The sequence below is a fragment of the Streptomyces sp. NPDC059957 genome, assembly GCF_042730015.1.
Classification (GTDB): Bacteria; Actinomycetota; Actinomycetes; order Streptomycetales; family Streptomycetaceae; genus Streptomyces.
This window is the reverse complement of record NZ_JBHWMB010000037.1, coordinates 36558-54952: the sequence shown is the minus strand read 5'-3', so window position 1 is coordinate 54952 and position 18395 is coordinate 36558. Positions and strand designations below refer to the sequence as shown.

General features: G+C 73.3%; 10 protein-coding genes. 3 read left to right on the top strand and 7 right to left on the bottom strand.

Translation table 11 applies throughout. The features are described 5' to 3' along the window. The first annotated feature begins 152 nt into the window (after positions 1-152). Positions 153-440, top strand: a complete 288-nt coding sequence (locus ACFWBW_RS24265; protein ID WP_385375865.1) for a chorismate mutase — start codon at positions 153-155, stop codon at positions 438-440. A 300-nt stretch (positions 441-740) separates the two neighbouring features. Here the strand turns inward: ACFWBW_RS24265 and ACFWBW_RS24260 are convergent, their stop codons facing one another. The 7 genes from ACFWBW_RS24260 to ACFWBW_RS24230 form a co-directional block, all read right to left on the bottom strand. Then, positions 741-2402 carry a peptidase gene (locus ACFWBW_RS24260; RefSeq protein WP_385375862.1) on the bottom strand — a complete coding sequence of 554 codons (1662 nt, stop codon included), beginning with the start codon at positions 2400-2402 and terminating at the stop codon, positions 741-743. Between the two features lie 193 nt (positions 2403-2595). Continuing rightward, positions 2596-4395 (bottom strand): GMC oxidoreductase, encoded by a 1800-nt coding sequence (locus tag ACFWBW_RS24255; protein WP_385375859.1) that lies wholly within the window; start codon positions 4393-4395, stop codon positions 2596-2598. Between the two features lie 106 nt (positions 4396-4501). Beyond that, on the bottom strand, positions 4502-6130 hold the full coding sequence (locus ACFWBW_RS24250) for a succinic semialdehyde dehydrogenase (protein WP_385375857.1): 1629 nt from the start codon (positions 6128-6130) through the stop codon (positions 4502-4504). A gap of 175 nt (positions 6131-6305) precedes the next feature. After that, on the bottom strand, positions 6306-8048 hold the full coding sequence (locus tag ACFWBW_RS24245; RefSeq protein ID WP_385375854.1) for a serine/threonine-protein kinase: 1743 nt from the start codon (positions 8046-8048) through the stop codon (positions 6306-6308). 117 nt (positions 8049-8165) lie between these two features. Continuing rightward, positions 8166-11525 (bottom strand): hypothetical protein, encoded by a 3360-nt coding sequence (locus ACFWBW_RS24240; protein ID WP_385375851.1) that lies wholly within the window; start codon positions 11523-11525, stop codon positions 8166-8168. Positions 11526-11642: 117 nt separating this feature from the next. Continuing rightward, a complete protein-coding gene (locus tag ACFWBW_RS24235; RefSeq protein ID WP_385375848.1) occupies positions 11643-13730 on the bottom strand; it encodes a serine/threonine-protein kinase in 2088 nt (695 codons plus the stop codon). Between the two features lie 659 nt (positions 13731-14389). Then, a complete protein-coding gene (locus ACFWBW_RS24230; RefSeq protein WP_385375924.1) occupies positions 14390-16108 on the bottom strand; it encodes a glycerol-3-phosphate dehydrogenase/oxidase in 1719 nt (572 codons plus the stop codon). 363 nt (positions 16109-16471) lie between these two features. Here ACFWBW_RS24230 and ACFWBW_RS24225 point away from each other — a divergent pair, with 363 nt between their 5' ends. After that, entirely contained in the window at positions 16472-17701 is a 1230-nt protein-coding gene (locus ACFWBW_RS24225) for a nucleotide sugar dehydrogenase (RefSeq protein WP_266905375.1), read from the top strand. A gap of 138 nt (positions 17702-17839) precedes the next feature. Then, positions 17840-18382 carry a hypothetical protein gene (locus ACFWBW_RS24220; RefSeq protein ID WP_385375845.1) on the top strand — a complete coding sequence of 181 codons (543 nt, stop codon included), beginning with the start codon at positions 17840-17842 and terminating at the stop codon, positions 18380-18382. Positions 18383-18395: the final 13 nt, after the last annotated feature.

The window sequence follows — 18395 nt, the reverse complement described above, 5'->3', positions numbered from 1 at the left end:
TGGCACCGGCCGGTCCGGTCGCCATGGGTCATCGTGATGCTCGCTTGAGCCACTGACTTCCCAGAGCGCCCCGGTCCGACAGGACCGGGGCGCTCTGCGTTTCCCGCTCCGGTCGGACCCTCCCTCCCCACCCACACCACAGGAGACCGACCATGAGCACGATCGCCACCGCCACCGTCACCGCTCCCGCCACCACCCCCGAGCAGCTGATCGCCGGCTCCCGCGAGCGGATCGACGCCATCGACGACCGGATCATCGGCCTGATCCAGGAACGGATGGCCGTCTCGACCGTCATCCAGGAGGCCCGGATCGGCTCGGGCGGGCGCCGGGTGCACCTGTCGCGGGAGATGGAGGTCCTGACCCACTGGAGCGACGCCCTCGGCAAGCCGGGCACCTCGCTCGCGATGACCTTGCTGGAGCTGTGCCGCGGCCGGGTCTGAGCTCGCCGCGGTTGCCCGTGACGCCTGTTCGTCACCCGTCACGCCTGTTCGTCACCCGTCCGGACCGTGACCGCCCCCACGGCCCTTCGTTGATGCGGATGACCGTGCCAGCCAGGTGCGGGACCGCAGCACCACGCGTGGCTCGCTGGAGCGATGAGACGCACCCCCTGCGGGGTGTGCGTCGTGGGACCTCGCTCCTTCACGTGACCGGACGGCAGGGGACAGCAGCCCGGTCACCACACAAGGACGGCCGGCCCGGGGGACGCCCCGGACCGGCCGTTCTTCTGTTTCCCTACGCCGTTACGCGCGGCCGGTGGCCCTGCGGCGGAACACCAGGAACACCGCGCCACCGGCGGCCACGAGCGCCGCACCGGCGATCAGGACCGGTCCGGCGGTGGCGCCGGTGTCGGCGAGGCCGCCGTTCGGGGTCTTGCCGTTGCCGGAACTGGCGCCCGGGCTCGGAGTGGTGCTCGCACCCGGCGTGGGCGACGGGCTCGTGGAGGCCGTCGGCTTCGGGCCGGGGGCGGTCGGGGACGGGGTCGGCGTGGGGGCGACGCCCGTGCCGTTGATCACGAAGGCGGCCTTGTTGTTGGCGTGCTTCGCGTCCCAGCTCGCCGGCGCGGTGCCCTCCGGGGACCAGCCGCCGACCGAGACGGAGCCGGTGGCGTCCGCGATCACCTTCTCGATCTTCAGCTCGAACGGGTACGCGTACTTCTGCTTCTCCCCGATGACGTGCGAGGTGGGGCACATGTAGCGCGGGGCGCCCAGCTGCTGCTCGCGGTAGTCCCCCGAGGCCGTGACGGCCCTGCAGGACTTCGGCACCTTGGTGACCTTCGCGCCGGCCGGGATCACGATGTCCGTCAGGGCCACGTTCTCACCGGAGCGGAGGTAGGCGACCCATGCCGGGCCCTGGTTGCGGAAGCCGAGCTCGGCCTTGACCGTCTCGCCCGCCTTGCCCTTCAGGAAGGTGGAGGTGGCCACCAGGTCGGCGGTGTTCTTCACCTGGAAGCCGAACTCGTGCTGGTTGTTCCACGGGTCCAGGTCGACCGCCCGCGGAGCGGCCTTGGCCGAGCGCACCTTGAGGCCCAGCTTCTTGCCCGTGCGGGGCGTGCTGAACTTCTGCGTGGACTTCGGCTGGGAGCCGGCCTCGTGCACCCCGTAGAGCACCTCGTCCATGAAGGCGTGCGGACGGGCCTCGAGGGTGAGCGCGCCGGCGATCTCCCAGATCTCGCCCGGCTTGATCTCGTTGTCGAAGGTGCAGACCGTAGTGCCCCAGCCCACGTTCCAGGGCTGGCCCTCGCTGTCGTCCTCGCTGTAGGCGCAGTTGTCGTACTCCTCGACCAGGCCCATGCCGTGCGTGGTCTGCAGTTCCAGCGCCACGCCGTCGACGGACTCGGTGCCCGTGTTGCCGAAGACGATCGGGAGCGGCTGGGTTTCGCCCGGAACGAGCTTCTGCTTCAGCTTGGCCTCTTCCATCACCAGGTCCGGGCCGCCGACCTTGACCTTGGTCGTGGTCGGCTTGAAGGTGGCACCCTGCGCCGCGCCGGTCATCGTCAGGTCGACGACCGTGCCGACGGCGCTGCCCTTGGCGGCGGCGAGGTCCAGGGACACGACCTCGGTCCCGTGCTCCCAGATCGCCCAGTCCTTGCAGGTGACCGCCGCCGCGGTGAGGGTGCAGTCCGCGGACGTCTCCCCGCCGATCGTCACGTCGGCGATGCCCTTGAGGGCGCTCAGGTCGATCGTGTAGGTGCTCTGCTCGCCGAAGCCCTTCCCGGTCTCGTTCTCGACACGGAAGTCGACCGTGGTCTTCTGCGGCCGGCCGCTCTGCCCGGGGTGCGGGTGCAGGCCGATCTCCGCCGGGCTGACGAGCGTGAACACCGGATCCGCGGCGTACGCGGGGGTGGCGGCCAGGCCGACGGCCACCAGGCCGGCTGCCGCCAGCAGGGAGATGTGCTTTCTCATGCCGGTCCTGACACGCGAAGGCCCTCCTCGGTTGCCCTGTTGACCGTGTGACGCACACCACACCACCGTCGGCGGTTTCCGCTACAACCATCCGGGCCGGGCGGATGTCTTCCATGTAGTTCGGCGGGTACCGCGCTCGGAGGGGGAGTGCGGTGCCCGCCGAAGTCATTCGGCGGGCATGCGGCGCTTGCGGCTATTCGGCGGGGGACGCCGTGCGCGGCGGAACCTCCGGTACCGCCAGGAACGGCAGGCGGAGCGCCCCGAAGGCCTCCTTCGGCACCGCCGGGCGGACCGGTTCCACGGCCGTCAGGCGGGTGTAGGCCGCCCCCTGCTCCGGACGCGGATCGCGCTCGCCGTTGTTCGGCCAGTAGGACATCGCCCGTTCCGCCTGTGCGGTGATCGTCAGCGACGGGTTGACCCCGAGGTTCGCGGAGACCGCCGAGCCGTCCACCACCGAGATGCCCGGGTGCCCGTAGAGCCGGTGGTACGGGTCGACCACGCCCTCCTCGGGCGAGGCGCCGATCGGGCAGCCGCCGAGGAAGTGCGCCGTCAGCGGGGTGCCCATCAGCTCGCCGATGTTGCTGCCCGGGAACCCGTTGATCTCCTCCGCCAGCAGGGTCGCCGCCCGCGTGGCCTCGGCGATCTGTACGGGGTTGGGCGCTCCGTGGCCCTGCCGGGCGGTGAGCAGCCCTTTCCCTATGCCGCCGGGCTTGCGGTAGGTGGTCAGGGAGTTGTCGAGGGACTGCATGACGAGACCGATGATGGTCCGCTCCGACCAGCGCCGGTTGGACAGCGAGCGCAGCAGCTGCACGGGGTGGCGGGCGGTGCGCCCGAACCAGGCGCGGACCCGGTGGGTGGAGTACGGCACCTGGAGGATGGTCATGAACCCCATCGCGTTGGAGCCCTTGCCGTAGCGCACCGGCTCGATGTGCGTGTCGGCGTTGGGGTGCACCGAGGAGGTGATGGCCACGCCCCGCGTGAAGTCCGCCCGCTTGTCCTTTCCGTGCCGCTTGCGGTAGCGGCGGTCATCGGTCTGCGCTCCTACGAGGCCTTCGGAGTTGGTCCGGGTCAGATCGCCGAGCCGGTCCGAGAGGCGGGGCAGCTCGCCGAGGTCCTTCATCGTGTGCAGGAGGGTCTGGGTTCCGTACGTGCCCGCGGCGACGACCACGTAGCGGGCGCGCAGCACCTTGGGCTCGGCGCGGCGGCGGCCCTCGGTGGGGACGGTGCGGACGCGGTAGCCGCCGTCGGGGTGGTCGGAGAGGGCGGTGACCGTGGTCATGGGGTGGATGACGGCCCCGGCCCGCTCCGCGAGGTGCAGGTAGTTCTCGTTCAGGGTGTTCTTCGCGCCGTGCCGGCAGCCGGTCATGCACTCGCCGCACTCGGTGCATGCCTTGCGGGCGGGGCCGGCGCCGCCGAAGTAGGGGTCGGCGACCTCGTCACCGGGGCGGACCTTGCCCTGGCCCTCGGCATCGGCGCCGTCCCCGAAGAAGACGCCGACCGGGGCCATGTGGAAGGAGTCGGCGACGCCCATCTTGGCGGCGGCCGCCTTGAGGTGGACGTCGGAGGGGGTCGTCGTCGGGTTGAGCCTGACCCCCAGCATCCGCTTGGCCTGGTCGTAGTAGGGGGCGAGCTCGTCCTGCCAGTCCGTGATGGACGCCCACTGCCGGTCCTCGAAGAACGCGGTGGGGGGCACGTAGAGGGTGTTGGCGTAGTTGAGGGAGCCGCCGCCGACCCCGGCGCCCGCGAGCACCATCACGTTGCCGAGGAGGTGGATGCGCTGGATCCCGTACAGGCCCAGGGCCGGGGCCCACAGGTAGTTGCGCAGGTCCCAGCTGTTCTTCGGCAGGGTCGCGCGGGTGAACCGGCGTCCCGCCTCCAGGACGCCGACCCGGTACCCCTTCTCGGTGAGCCGCAGCGCCGAGACCGCTCCTCCGAAGCCCGATCCGATGACTATGACGTCGTAGTCGTAAGCGTGGTCGTAGTCGTACGACACTGCGGTGCCTCCCAAACGGACCCAAGCGGAACGGACCTGCTGCGCAACGGACCTGCGGACTGGCGGGCCTGCGGACTGGCGGGCCTGCGACGGGCAGGCCCGCGGACTAGCGGAGCCGGAAGGCCTTCATGACCTTGAGGCTGCGGGTCATGAACGCCGCGTACTTCTCGTCGTCCATCCCGAACGAGGGCGCCATCGGCAGCAGCCGCTGGTGGGCGACGGTCTGGGCCTCGGTGTACTTGAGGATGCCCTCGGAGCCGTGGCGGCGGCCGAGGCCGGATTCCTTCATGCCGCCCATGGGCGCCTGGGCACTGCCGTAGGCCGGGGCGTACCCCTCGTTGATGTTGACGGTGCCGGTGCGCAGGCGGGCCGAGACGGCGTGGCCGCGGCGGGCGTCCTTCGTCCACACGCTGGAGTTCAGGCCGTAGGAGGTGCCGTTGGCCTCCTCGATGACCTCGTCCTCGTCGGTGAAGCGGTAGATGGAGACGACCGGGCCGAAGGTCTCCTCCCCGCACACCGCCATCGCGGTCTCGACGCCGTCGAGGATGGTCGGCTCGTAGAACAGCGGGCCGATGTCGGGGCGGGCGACGCCGCCGGTGACGAGGGTGGCGCCCTTGGCCACGGCGTCGTCCACGTGGCGCTGTACGGCCGCCAGCTGGCGTTCGCCGGCCAGGGAGCCCATGTCCGCGCCGTAGGCGAGGGAGGAGCCGAGGCGCATGGCCTTCGTCCGGGCGGCGAACCGGGCGACGAACTCGTCGGCGATCGAGGCGTGGACGTACAGCCGCTCGATGGAGATGCACAGCTGGCCCGCGGAGGAGAAGCAGGCGCGGACGGCGCCGGCGGCGGCCTTCTCCACGTCGGCGTCGCGCAGGACGAGCATGGCGTTCTTGCCGCCGAGTTCGAGGGAGACGCCGACCAGGCGGGCGGCCGCGCCCTGGGCCACCTCGCGGCCGGTACGCGTGGAGCCGGTGAACGAAACGTAGTCGGCGTGCCGGACCAGCTCGGGGCCGACGACCGGGCCCTCGCCGAGGACGATCTGGAACACCTCGGCCGGCAGGCCCGCCTCGATCATCAGGTCGCGGGCCCACAGGGCGGTCAGCGCGGTCTCGGTGTCGGGCTTCATCACGACGGCGTTGCCCGCGACGAAGGCGGGCAGGGCGTCACCGATGGACAGCTCGAGGGGGTAGTTCCAGGGGGCGATCTGGCCGATGACCCCGCGCGGCTGGCGCAGCTCGGTGACCTTGGTGAGGGTGGGCATGGCACCCGTGTGGCCCTTGGGGCGCAGGTACGAGGGCGCCTTGCGGCCGTAGTGCCGGGCGGCGATCGAGACGGCCTGCACCTCCTCGTGGGCGTGCAGGCGGGCCTTGCCGGTCTCCAGCTGGATCAGGTCGAGCACCTCGGCCTGCCGGGCCAGGACCAGGTCGTGGAAGCGCAGCAGTACGGCGGCCCGCGCGCGGACCGGCACGGCCGCCCAGGCGGGCTGCGCGGCGCGGGCCGCGGCGAAGGCGTTCGCCACGTCCTCGGGGGTGGCCTCGGGAAGCTCCGCGAGCCGGTCCCCGGTGAAGGGGCTGTGGTTGGCGGTGCGGCCGGAGCCGGCCACTCCGCGGGTCAGCCGGGCGACCAGTTCTGGGGTCACCACGTCGGCGGCGCTCCGGGCGCCGGCCGGGGCGGGGGCGACCGGGTTGGTGGGCTGCGGGGCGCTGCGGAGGGGGGCCGGGGCCTGCGTGTCCGTCATGGCCGTGAGCGTATTGCGCCCGGGGGTGCTTTGGGTACCCGCCGGTAACCGGATTTTGCCATTTCTGCCAGTGATCGCTGGCAGGATGGCGGAATCCGGGCACGCCGCAGCCGTCGGGGCCCGTTCCCAGCGGGCCAGGGGGGCGGGGTCGGGGGGCGGGGTCGGGGCCCCGGCCTCAGCCGGCCGGGGCCGGCTGCCAGCCGCTGAGCACGATGTCGAACTGCGACCGGGTCGTGTCCCAGTCCGCGACCGGACCCGACATGTACACCGCGTACTCGGTGCCGTCCGGCGCGTAGTACATCTGCTCGATGGCCTTCCGGGGCCCGGCGAAGGCCCCTGCCTTCTCCGTCCAGACGAACTCCCACAGGGCGGCCTTGACCTGCCCCCGGAAGGTGTTCGGGTGCAGGGTCAGCCGCACGTAGTCGGAGCGCTTGGCGACCTGCTTCTCCAGGTCCAGCAGGTGGGCGTACGGGTCCCTGAACGTCGGCTTGCGGTCCATGGCGATCCGGATGAAGTGCTTGCCGCCGTCCCCGGTGTAGTCGATCTGCGTCCCGTCCTCCCGGCGCTTCCAGCCGTCCGGGACGAAGAGGGAGAAGCCCTGCTTGTCGACCGTCTTCGACCAGCCCGCCGGCGGAGCCTCCTCCGCCTGCCCCTTGGCGTTCCCGGCACCCGACGAATCGCCCGGCGACTGGGGCCCACCGGCCGTCCGGCCCGGAATCCCGCCGTCCGTTTCCGAGTCGCTGGTGTACTTCAGGATCCCGAACACCCCGCCGCCGCCGAGCAACGCCGCCACCACGGCGATGACCGCCGCGCGCCCGATCCAGCCGGGGGCCCCGGCACCCGGCCGACCCGGCCCGCCCTGCGCGCCCGGTCCGCCCTGCGCGCCCGGTCCGCCCTGCGCGCCCGGTCCGGCCTCGGACCTGGCGGCGAACGCCGGCTCCGGTTCCGCGGCCCGGCCCCGGTCCGGCCCCTGCCCCTGTCCCTCGTCCTCGGGCAGCGCGGCCGTGTCCGTCGGCTCGTTCCGGGCCGCGCCCAGCTCCTCGGAGCCCATCGCGCGCGTGGGTACGTATGCCTGCGCCGACTTCGGCTCGCGGCCCTCCATCGCCTGCAGCAGCATCTGCTCGGCCTCGTCGGCCGACGGCCGCTGCGCCGGGTCCTTGCGCAGCAGCGCCGTGATGACCGGGGCCAGCGCGCCCGCGTGGGTCGGGGCGGGGGGCTCCTCGTTCACCACGGCCTGGAGGCTGGAGATGGGCGAGGTACGGCGGAACGGCGAGCGCGCCTCGACGGCCGTGTACAGCGTCGCACCGAGCGACCACAGGTCGGAGGCCGGATCGGGGGACCCGCCGGTGACCCGTTCGGGGGCCAGGTAGTCGATGGAGCCGATGAGTTCACCGGTGCGCGTGATGGAGGAGTCGCCCTCGATCGCGGCGATGCCGAAGTCGGCGAGCATCACCCGCCCGTCCTTGGCGAGCATCACGTTGCCCGGCTTCACGTCCCGGTGCAGTACGCCGACCGCGTGCGCGGCGCGCAGCGCGCCGAGCACGTGCAGCCCGATCCGGGCCGCCTCGCGGGGTTCGATCCGGCCGGCCGTCTTCGCCGCGTCGGCGAGGGAGGGGCCGTCGATGTACTCCATGACGATCCAGGGCCGGTCGTCGTGTTCCAGTACGTCGTGCACGGTGACGACCGCCGGATGCTGGATCCGGGCCGCGGCCCGGGCCTCCTTCTGCGTCCGGGCGTGCAGGACGTCCCGGTCCGCCTGGGCGACGTACAGGCCGGCCGTCAGTTCCTTGACGGCGACCGTCCTGTGCAGCAGCTCGTCGTGGGCGCGCCACACCTTGCCCATGCCGCCCCTGCCGATGGGCTCGACGAGCCGGTACCGGCCCGCGAGCACCGCACCCGCACCTGTCTGCTGTTCCACGAATCCCCGCCGCCGCTCTGTGCACTTCCGGTCAGACTACGGAGATCGCGGGCGGCGGCGGAACCACTCGGAGGCGGTTGGGCCGCACTGTGACGCAATCGCCGTACTGATGCCTCGTCAGCCGCCGCTCTTGTAGCTGACCGTCGCCTGCTCGAAGGTCTCGGTGACCTTGCCCTCCTGGTCCTGCGGGCCGGTCACCATGACCACGTGGTAGGAACCTCCGAGCGCGACCACGAAGTTGCGGGCCACGACGGAACGGCCGTTGCCGTCGATCCAGGTGTACCGGCCGGTGACGCGGAGCTGGTTGCCGACCTTGGTGGACTTGATGTCGCTGACGCTGGACCAGGTGGAGGAGCGGTACGGGGCCAGCTCGGGCTCCTTGTCCTTCTGGTAGGTGGCCGGGTCGGGGTTGCCCTGGACCTTGTCCCGGCCGGGGACGACGGTCAGGACGAAGTCCCCCTCCGTGTAGCGGACCTGACCGGACTCGTTCATTCCGCGACGCTCCCAGCCGTTCGGAACGTTGATCGAGAAGTGCTCGGCGTCCTGCTGGGCCGTGTACCCGGGAGGGGCGGGGGCGTTGGTCTGCGGGGCGGGCTTGGACTCGGGCGGGTTCGCGGAGGGGCTCGGGGCCTGGCCGGACCCGCTCGGCTTCGGGCTCGGCCTCGGGCTCTGGCCCGGGCTCTGCGACTGGGTCGCGGCGGGCGGCCTCATTCCGGCGGCCTTCTGCCCGCCCTGCGGATCGGCGGCCCGGGGCATGAAGAACAGGGCGTAGGCCACCGCTCCCGAGAGCAGGACGAGGATCCCCAGCAACAGGGAACGCCCCAGAGAGCGCGGCTTGCGGGGATGTTCGGCACTGCGGTGCCGGCCGTGCAGGTCGGCCCGCCGCCGTACGACGGGCAGCCTGGCCGGATCCTCCACCACCGGCGGCAGCATGGCGAAGCCGCCGTCGGGCTCCGGGGCGGACCGCACCAGGGAGCGCAGCCAGCCGCGGAGCTCCTCGAAGTCGGGCCGCTCGGTCGGGTCCTGGCGCAGCAGGGACTCCACGACGGGGCGCAGCGGGCCGCACTCCTCGGCGAAGGCGGGGGGCTCGGCGCAGACCATCTCCACGAGCTCGGCGACGCTGTCCTCGGGGTACGGGGCATGGCCCTGCACGGCCCGGTACAGCAGCGCCCCCAGCCCCCAGAGGTCGGTGGCAGGCCCGACCGGCGCGGCCAACTGCCACGGCCCGTGCACGGCCTGCGCCTGCTCGGGAGCCCACCGCTCGGTGACGGCCCCGACCACGGCCATCCGCGTCTGCCGGGCCCGCTCCGCGTCGAGCCCGCTCCGCGGCCCGTTCCCCCACCCGGCAGCGCCACCGCCGGGGCGGGACGCCCCGTAGCCGCCACCCGCGGAAACCGCCGGGTACCCGGCGCCGCCCTGAGGGTCGGCCTGACCGTGCCCGCCCGCCCCGGAAGCCCCGGCACCGCCCTGCGGACGGCTCTGCGGACCGCTCCGGCCGTACCCGTCGCCCCCGGGAAGCCCGGCGCGCCCGGCGCCGTCCCGCGGACGACCCTGGCCGTACCCATCGGCCCCGGTGGCCGCCACATATCCGGCGCCGGCCTGCGGATCTGCCTGCGGGCCGGCCTGCGGACCGCTCTGGCCCGGGACCCGGGCCCCGGAAGCCGTCACATACCCGGCACCGCCCTGCGGGCCGGCCTGGCCGAAGCCCGCCTGATCCGGGCGACCCGGCCCGAGCCGGGGCTGCCGGCCGTGGTCGGCGCCGTCCCGTGCGACCGGCCGGCCGGTGCCCGCCCGGTCCGGGCGGCCGGGTCCGGGCGAGGGCTGCCCGTAGCCGGGCTCGTACCCCGGCCCCGGCCCCGGGGCCGCCCGGTGCACGGCGCCGTCCTGCGGATGCGCCTGACCGACCGGCGCCGTCGGCTGCCCGGGGCCCTGCCCGTCGTCGGAGGCCCGGGGGGTGTCCTCGCCCGGGCTGTCCGCCTGCTGGTAGCCCTGCGGAAGCGCGAGTTGCGCCGGCAGCGCGGCGCGGGCCGGCGGCTCCGCCTCGGCCGGGGGCAGGGCCTGGCGGCGCGGGGTGGCGCCGTGCCAGGTCGCGCCGCTGTCCGGGCCGCCGTACGGGTACGAGTACCCCTGCGGCAGCTTCGACCCCGCCGGCCTCGGCTCCGCCTCCTGCTCCGGCGCGGCCTCCGCCCCGGCCGCCCTGCGCTGCTCGGTGATCCGCGCGGCGGCCTGGGCCCCGGCCCGGTACGCGGCGACGGCCCCGGCCCGCGCGGCGGCCTTCAGATTGGGCCGGTCCCCGGGGGTGCCGGAGGTACCGGGAGCGCCTGAGGTTCCCGGAGTGCCGGGGGTTCCGGGCGTGCCGGAGGTGCCGGGGGTGCCGGAGGTGCCGGGGGTTCCGGAGGTGCCGGGGGTGCCGGAGGTGCCGGGGGTTCCGGAGGTGCCGGGGGTTCCGGAGGTGCCGGTGGCGCCGGGGGTACCGGTCGTGCTCGGGCTTATGTGGTCCCGGTAGCGCGGCCCGGTGTCGTATCCCGGAGCCACGAGCGGCGCGTACTCCGCCGCGTACCCGCCCTCTTGGACGGCCGCACCCGCACCGGCCCCGCCATCGGCCCCGGACAGCTCCGCGGCCCCGCCGCCATACGCATCGTCGTACCGGTAGCCGAGCTCTGCGCCGGACGGCCCAGCCGCATCCGCCGCCGGCCCGCCCCAGGAGCCGCCCGGGGACCCGCCGCCGTACCCCGCACCCGCCCCCGGCCCTGCCAAGGCAGCTCCGCCGTACCCGTCTCCGTACCCGCCGCCACTCGCCGGCCGCCCCGCCGGGAGCCCCACACCACCACCCGGTTCACCACCCGGTTCACCACCCGGCCAGGGCCCCGCGGAATCGCCCGTACCGTCCCGCGGTGGGACCGGGTCGTACCCGCACAGGGCGTCCTCCGCCGCACCCGCCGCGAGCCCGGTCAGGACGACCCGCCCGTCCTCGCAGATCAGTACCGTCCGCATGGTGATGTTCCGGTGCGTCCACCCGTGCGCGTGCAGCACCCGCAGAGCGGTCAGCACGTCCGCCGCCACCTCCGCGGCCCGGTACGGGCTCAGCGGTTCGTCGGCGATCAGCGCCGCCAGCGGTCGGGCCGGGACGAGTTCGCTGACTATCCACAGCGAACCGCCCTCCGCGAAGACGTCGAAGACCTGGTCCAGCCGCGGATGGTCCGGCACGGACGCCGCCGCCTGCGCCGCCTCGATCGCCCTGCGCACGGCGGGCAGTTCACCGTGCGGTACGCGCCGGCCCTCCGCGGCGGGGGGACCGCCCCGCGTGCCGTCCAGCAGCTCCGCGTCGACGACCTCCGGCAACGGGACCTGCCGTACGAGGACTTCCTGGCCGCTGCGCGTGTCGAAGGCCCGGGTCTCGATCAGTTCGTAAGCGTCCGAAGGCGGCAGCGGCAGACGGTAGCGCTCGGCCAGGATCCGGCCCGCGTAGTCCTCCACATCGCCTCCCCCGAGAGCTGCGGGCCCGTCCCCCAGGCCCCGCTGACACGATACGACGCCCGAGGCGCCCGCGTCCCGGCCCTGGAGAGGCTGACCCGAGCCCGCTGGGGGCGGGTATCAGCCCCGTGGCTGGAAGGTGTCGAACGCCGTGCTGCGCATCGACGCGCACTCCGCCGCGTCCCACTGGTCGGCGAGGCAGGTGATCATGATGGCGTAGCCGTGCTTCGCGTCGATCCGGAACCCGCGGTCGAGCACCCGGACCCGCACGCCCTTCTGGTCCCGCTCGAACTCCCAGTCCGCGACGGTCGGGTACCCGCGGTACTGGACCGGTTCGAGGCGCAGCAGCTTGTAGTTGGTGCTGCTGCTCGCCACGCTCGGGGCCAGCGCGAGCCAGGCGGCGCGGGCGTCGTCCTTCGGTGAGCTGTTGAAGTCGATCTGGATGCGCGGGAAACCGCCGTCGCGGCTGTAGACGACGCCGTCCTTCTTCCCTATCACGCCGGTCTGCTTGAAGCCCTCGGGCATGACCATCGCGAAGTGGAACCCGGGGTCGTCGACCTGGAAGTACCCGGGCGGGATCCCGGGCAGGGACCCCCCGGGCGTGGCTCCCTGGCCCTGGCCGGGATTGGTGCCGGAGCCCTGCGACTGGCCCGGGTCCGGCGAAGCGGACCCTCCGCCCGAAGAATCGCCGGACTTCGGCGAGGGCGAGGGCGAGGGCGAAGCCGGGGGCTGCGGCACGGAACCGCCCGCGGAGCTCGAAGCGGACGCGGAACTGCCCCCCTTGCCGTCCTTCGGCGACCCGCCCTTGTCGTCGTCGCCGGTGATGGCGTACGCGATGACCGAGCCGATGACGGCGAGCGCCACGACCACGCCGGCGATCGCGAGCGCGATCGTGCGGCGCGGCACGACGTCGGTGAGCGGGGCCGCGACGGGCGCGGGGCGCGGCGACGGGGACTCGGCGGCGCTCGCGGTCGCTGCCTCGGCGGCGACGGCCGCGGCACTGGCGGCCGCCGCCTTGCGGGCCGACTTCAACGCCGCGCGGGCGCGCTCGCGCTGCTCGCGCTCACGGCGCTCGCGTTCCTTCTTCTCCGCCTTCTCGGCGGCCTTGGCCGCCTTGTCGGCAGCCGCCTTCTCGGCGGCGTCCCGAGCCTCGGCGAGCGATATCTGCCGGGTCTCCTCGACATCCGGGGCGGGTACGGGAGCCGGCTGCTCGGGCGCTTCGATCACGGCGGTCAGCAGCACCCGCGCGCGCTCGTCGTCGAGCCGGTGGGCGGGGTCCTTGACGAGGAGGCCGTAGATGACCTCGGTCAGCGGACCGGCGTTCTTGGGCGGTTCGACGGGCTCCGTCATCACGGCGGTGAGCGTCGCGAGCGCCGACCCCTTGTCGTACGGGGGAACCCCCTCGACCGCGGCGTACAGCAGGCCGCCGAGCGACCACATGTCCGCCGGCGGGCCGGGCCGCTGGCCGCGGGCCCGCTCGGGCGAGATGTACGAGGGTGCGCCGACGAGCATGCCGGTGGAGGTGACGGAGGGGTCGCCTTCGACCTGGGCGATGCCGAAGTCGGTGAGGATCACGCGGCCGTTGCCGTGGTCGGCGAGGAGCACGTTGGACGGCTTCACGTCCCGGTGCAGGATGCCCTGACGGTGGGCGGCACGCAGTACGTCGAGCACGGCGAGGCCGACTTCGGCGGCGCGGCGGGGGGTGAGCGGGCCGCTCTCGCGGATGAACTCCGCGAGCGAGGGGCCCTCGATGAGCTCCATGACGATCCACGGCCGGCCGTCTTCGTCGACGACGTCGTAGACGGTCACCGCACCGCCGCTGCGGATCCGGGCGATGGCCTTCGCCTCGCGGAGGGTGCGGGTGATGAGGCGGCGCTTCTCGTCGTCGTCGACGCCGCTGCCGAAGCGGAGTTCCTTGACGGCGACGGTCCGGCCGAGGGTTTCGTCCTGGGCGCGCCAGACGGTGCCCATGCCGCCCTTGCCGAGGATGTCACTGAGCCGGTACCGGCCCGCGAGCAGTCGGCCCTCGTCCTGGGCGCCCGATCCGGCCTTGGCGGCGGCGGCCTTGACGGCTGCGGCCACCTCGTCGGCCTTGCTCACCGCGACGGGCTTGGCGTCCTCGCCCCCACCGTCCGCCCGCACGACGGCAGCCTTCCGCAACTCGGCCTTCACCCCAAGGGGCTTCGCATCCTGCGGCTCACTCTTCACCCTGGCAGGCTTCGCGTCCTCGGGCTCACCCTTCACCCCGGCAGCCTTCGCACCCCCGGACCCGGCACCCGCAGGCTTCGCGTCCTCGGGCTCAGCCTCCGCCGCGGCAGGCTTCGTAGCAGCCGCCTTCCGCGGCTCCGGCTCCGCCACGGAAGCCGCGGGCTTCGCGTCCTCCGGACCGGCCACCCCCGCAGCGGCCCCAGCAGCGCTGCCCACACCGGATTCGGCGCCGGATTCGGCGTCCGCTTCGGCACCGGTGTCAGCGTCCGTGGGGTCGGCGGCCGAACCGCCGCCGGCCTTCGCAGCCCGCGCCGGAACACGCTTCGCACCGGCGGGCGCGGCCTTCGCGGCCCCCGCCCCCGCGGGCTTCGCGGCGGTGGCACGCTTCGCGGCTCCCGCCGCAGGCGTCTCGGCAGGAGACTTCGGATCCGTCGGGGGTGTCGCCGGAGGCACCGGCGATCCCGTCCCGACAGACGGCTCCGGCGACTCGGTGTGCTCCGGCTTCGACATGCGTCCCCTCTGCGTTCGTGCCGCCTGCTCCGGTTGCCCTGGCAGCGGCCGGGGTGCCCGGTAACCCGCCCCGGCAGAACCCTCATTGTCCCTTACTCCGCAACGGACGGGAGCCCCGGGTCCGCGGTTCCGCCCGCAACGTCGCGGAGTTACAACGGCACGATGTCCGGCGCCCCCAGCCTCGCCGCGTCCGCCGTCTGATCGTCCGGCTGGCGCTGCGATTCCCGTTCAGCCTGCACCCTTTTCTCGTAGTGCTCCACTTCCTTCTCGATCTGCTGCTCGTCCCAGCCCAGAACCGGAGCCATCAACTCCGCGCACTCGCGCGCCGATCGCGTCCCCCGGTCGAAGGTCTCGATCGAGATCCGCGTCCGCCTGGTCAGCACGTCGTCCAGGTGGCGCGCCCCCTCGTGCGAGGCCGCGTAGACCACTTCGGCGCGGAGGTAGTCGTCGGCACCGGTCAGCGGCTCCCCGAGGGTGGGGTCTTCCGCGATCAGTGCCAGCAGCTCCTCCGTCAGCGAGCCGTACCGGTTCAAGAGGTGCTCCACCCGCACCACGTGGAGCCCCGTCCGCGCGGCGATCCGCGCCCGGCCGTTCCACAGGGCCCGGTACCCCTCGGCCCCGACCAGCGGCACGTCCTCCGTCACGCAGGGCGCGACCCGCTGGTCCAGCCCGTGCACCGCCTCGTCGACCGCGTCCTTGGCCATCACCCGGTAGGTCGTGTACTTGCCGCCGGCGACCACCACCAGCCCGGGCACCGGGTGCGCCACCGTGTGCTCGCGCGAGAGCTTGCTCGTCGCGTCCGACTCCCCGGCCAGCAGCGGCCGCAGGCCGGCGTAGACCCCCTGGACGTCGTCCCGGGTGAGCGGGACCGCCAGCACCGAGTTCACGTGCTCCAGCAGGTAGTCGATGTCCGCGCTCGAAGCGGCCGGGTGCGCCTTGTCCAGGTCCCAGTCGGTGTCGGTGGTGCCCACGATCCAGTGCCGGCCCCACGGGATGACGAAGAGCACCGACTTCTCGGTCCGCAGGATCAGCCCGGTCGAGGAGTGGATCCGGTCCTTGGGGACCACGAGGTGGATGCCCTTCGATGCCCGCACGTGGAACTGCCCGCGCTCCCCGATCAGCGCCTGGGTGTCGTCCGTCCACACCCCCGTGGCGTTGACGATCTGCTTCGCCCGGATCTCGTACTCCCCGCCGCCCTCCACGTCCTGCACCCGCGCCCCGACGACCCGCTCGCCCTCCCGGAGGAAGCCGATGACCCTCGCCCGGTTGGCACACTGCGCCCCGTAAGCCGCGGCCGTCCGGACCAGTGTCGCCACGTAACGGGCGTCGTCCATCTGGGCGTCGTAGTACTGCAGGGCGCCCACCAGCGCGTCCTTGCGCAGCGCCGGCGCGATCCGCAGGGCGCGCTTGCGGGAGAGGTGCCGGTGCGTCGGCAGACCGCGCCCGTGACCGCTGGAGAGCGACATGGCGTCGTACAGCGCCACGCCCGAACCGGCGTAGAACCGCTCCCACCCCTTGTGCTGCAAGGGGTAGAGGAACGGCACCGGCTTCACCAGGTGCGGGGCGAGCCGCCCCAGCAGCAGGCCGCGCTCCTTCAGCGCCTCCCGCACGAGGGCGAAGTCGAGCATCTCCAGGTATCTGAGCCCTCCGTGGATGAGCTTGCTGGACCGACTGGACGTACCCGAAGCCCAGTCCCTCGCCTCCACCAGCCCGGTCGCCAGGCCTCTGGTCACGGCGTCGAGGGCGGTACCGGCGCCCACCACACCGGCGCCGACCACCAGCACGTCGAGCTCCCGCTCGGCCATCCCGGCGAGCGCCTCGGCCCGCTGCACGGGCCCCAGCGAGGCCCGTCCACCGCCTCCCCCCATCCCCGCGCCCATGCCCATCCCCGCCCCCGGCACCCGCCCCGTACCCGCCGCTGCGCCCGTCCCTGCCCCTGTCCCAGTCCTCACGGCTGCCTGCCTCCCGTTGACGCGGGTCGCCCCGTCCGCCCTATGCGGTCATCCCACCGGTCGTGGGTGATCCCGCTCACATCGCCCGTTCATGATTCTGTCCGGCCGCATCCACATCAGCCACCGCCTGTGGATAACACGGAGGCGACCAAGACCCCTGAATACGACATATCTGTCATATATACGCCTAGTCTGACATTGCGCCAGATTTCCTCCTCCACAGGACTTGCGCGCTCCGCCCCCTCATGCATGTCAGGGAAGGGAAGGGACGGCACCCCCATGCCCGCAGATCTCGCCGTCATCGGACTCGGCCATCTCGGCCTCCCGCTCGCCCAGGCAGCCGTGGCCGCCGGGATCGAGACGGTCGGCTACGACAGCGGTCCGGCGACGGACTCCACCCTCACCGCCGCCGAGATCCGCCGCATGTCGGCGGCCGGCTTCCGGGTCACCACCAACCCCGCCGAACTGGGCCGGGTCCGCACGGCCGTCATCTGCGCCCCCACCCAGCTCGGCGCCGACCGCGCACTCGACCTGTCCGCGGTCGGCGAGGCGGGCCGCACGCTCGCCGCCCGGCTGCGCCCGCACACCACCGTCATCCTCGAATCGGCGGCCCACCCGGGCGTCACCGAGGACTATCTGCGCCCGATCCTCGAATCGGGCTCCCGCCTGCGCGCCGGCCGGGACTTCCACCTGGCCTACTCCCCCAGCCGCCTCGACCCCGGCAACCGCACGCACGGCATCTCCAACACCCCCAAGGTCATCGGCGGCCTCACCCCCGCCTGCACCGAGTCGGCACACGCCTTCTACGCCCGCCTCACCGACAAGGTGGTCCGCGCCCGCGGCCTGCGCGAGGCCGAAACGGTCCAGCTCCTCGAAACGAACTACCGGCACGTCAACATCGCCCTCATGAACGAGATGGCCGTGCTCTGCCACGACCTGGGCGTGGACCTGTGGGACGTCATCCGCTGCGCCGAGACCAAGCCGTACGGGTTCCAGGCCTTCCGCCCCGGCCCCGGCGTCGGCGGCCACGGAGTCCCCCTCGACCCCAACTACCTCCCCCACACCACCCGCACCCCGGGTCACCCGCTGCGCATGGTCGGTCTGGCGCAGGAGATCAACGACCGGATGCCGCAGTACGTCATCCAGCGCAGCGCCACCCTGCTCAACGAGCACGGCAAGTCCGCGCGCGGCGCCCGCGTCCTCCTCCTGGGCGTCACCTACAAGCCGGACCTCGCCGACCAGGAGGGCTCCCCGGCGCGCGAGATCGCCAGCCGCCTCCTCGACCTCGGCGCGCTGATCAGCTACCACGACCCGTACATCGCCGGATGGCGCGTCAGGGACCAGCCCGTCCCCCGCGCCGAATCGTTGTACGAGGCCGCCGCCAACGCCGATCTGACGATCCTGCTCCAGCACCACCGCACCTACGATCTGCAAGGCCTGGCGGTCAAGGCCCAGTTGCTCCTGGACACCCGCGGCGCCAGCCCGGCGGGCGCCGCACACCGCCTGTAGGGGGTGCCGCCGCCCGCCCGAAACCCCTCCACGGATGTCGCAGGCTGCTGCTAGCCTGCGGCGACTTATCTCGCGCATACACCCCCACGTCAGCCGTGCGGGCCCCGTGTGCCCAAAATCCCTGGGGGGGATTTCTCCATGAGCCAGCAGTCCCAGCCGCCCGTACCCGACGCCCCGACGCCCGCGAGCGACACCACCGCCGCCCCGGCCGACTACACCTACCCGGGCCCGTCCGGCGCCGACTTCCTCCAGGCCCAGGCCCCGACCCCGGCGCGCCCCGCAAACGTGGGCCTCGGGATCGTCGCCGCGCTCGTGGCCGCCCTGGCCGCCGCCGCGGCGTACGGCGGCATCATGAACGCCCTCGAGCGCGAGATCAGCTACGCAGCGGTCGGCGTCGGCGCCATCATCGGCTTCGCCGCCGGCAAGCTCGGCGGCCGCAACCCGATCCTTCCGATCGTCGGCGCGGTCCTCTCGGTCGTCTCCGTCTTCCTCGGCCAGCTGTTCTACTACGCACTCGCGATCGCGGGGGGCAGCGGCGCCGGCCTGGGCGACGTGCTGAGCACGCTCGGCGTCGCCGGCCTGGTCGACATCTGGAAGGAGGACGCCGACGTCTTCACCTTCCTGTTCCTGGCCCTCGGCGCCTTCGTCGGATTCAGCACCGCCAAGAAGATCGGCGACTGACGCGGCACCGCGC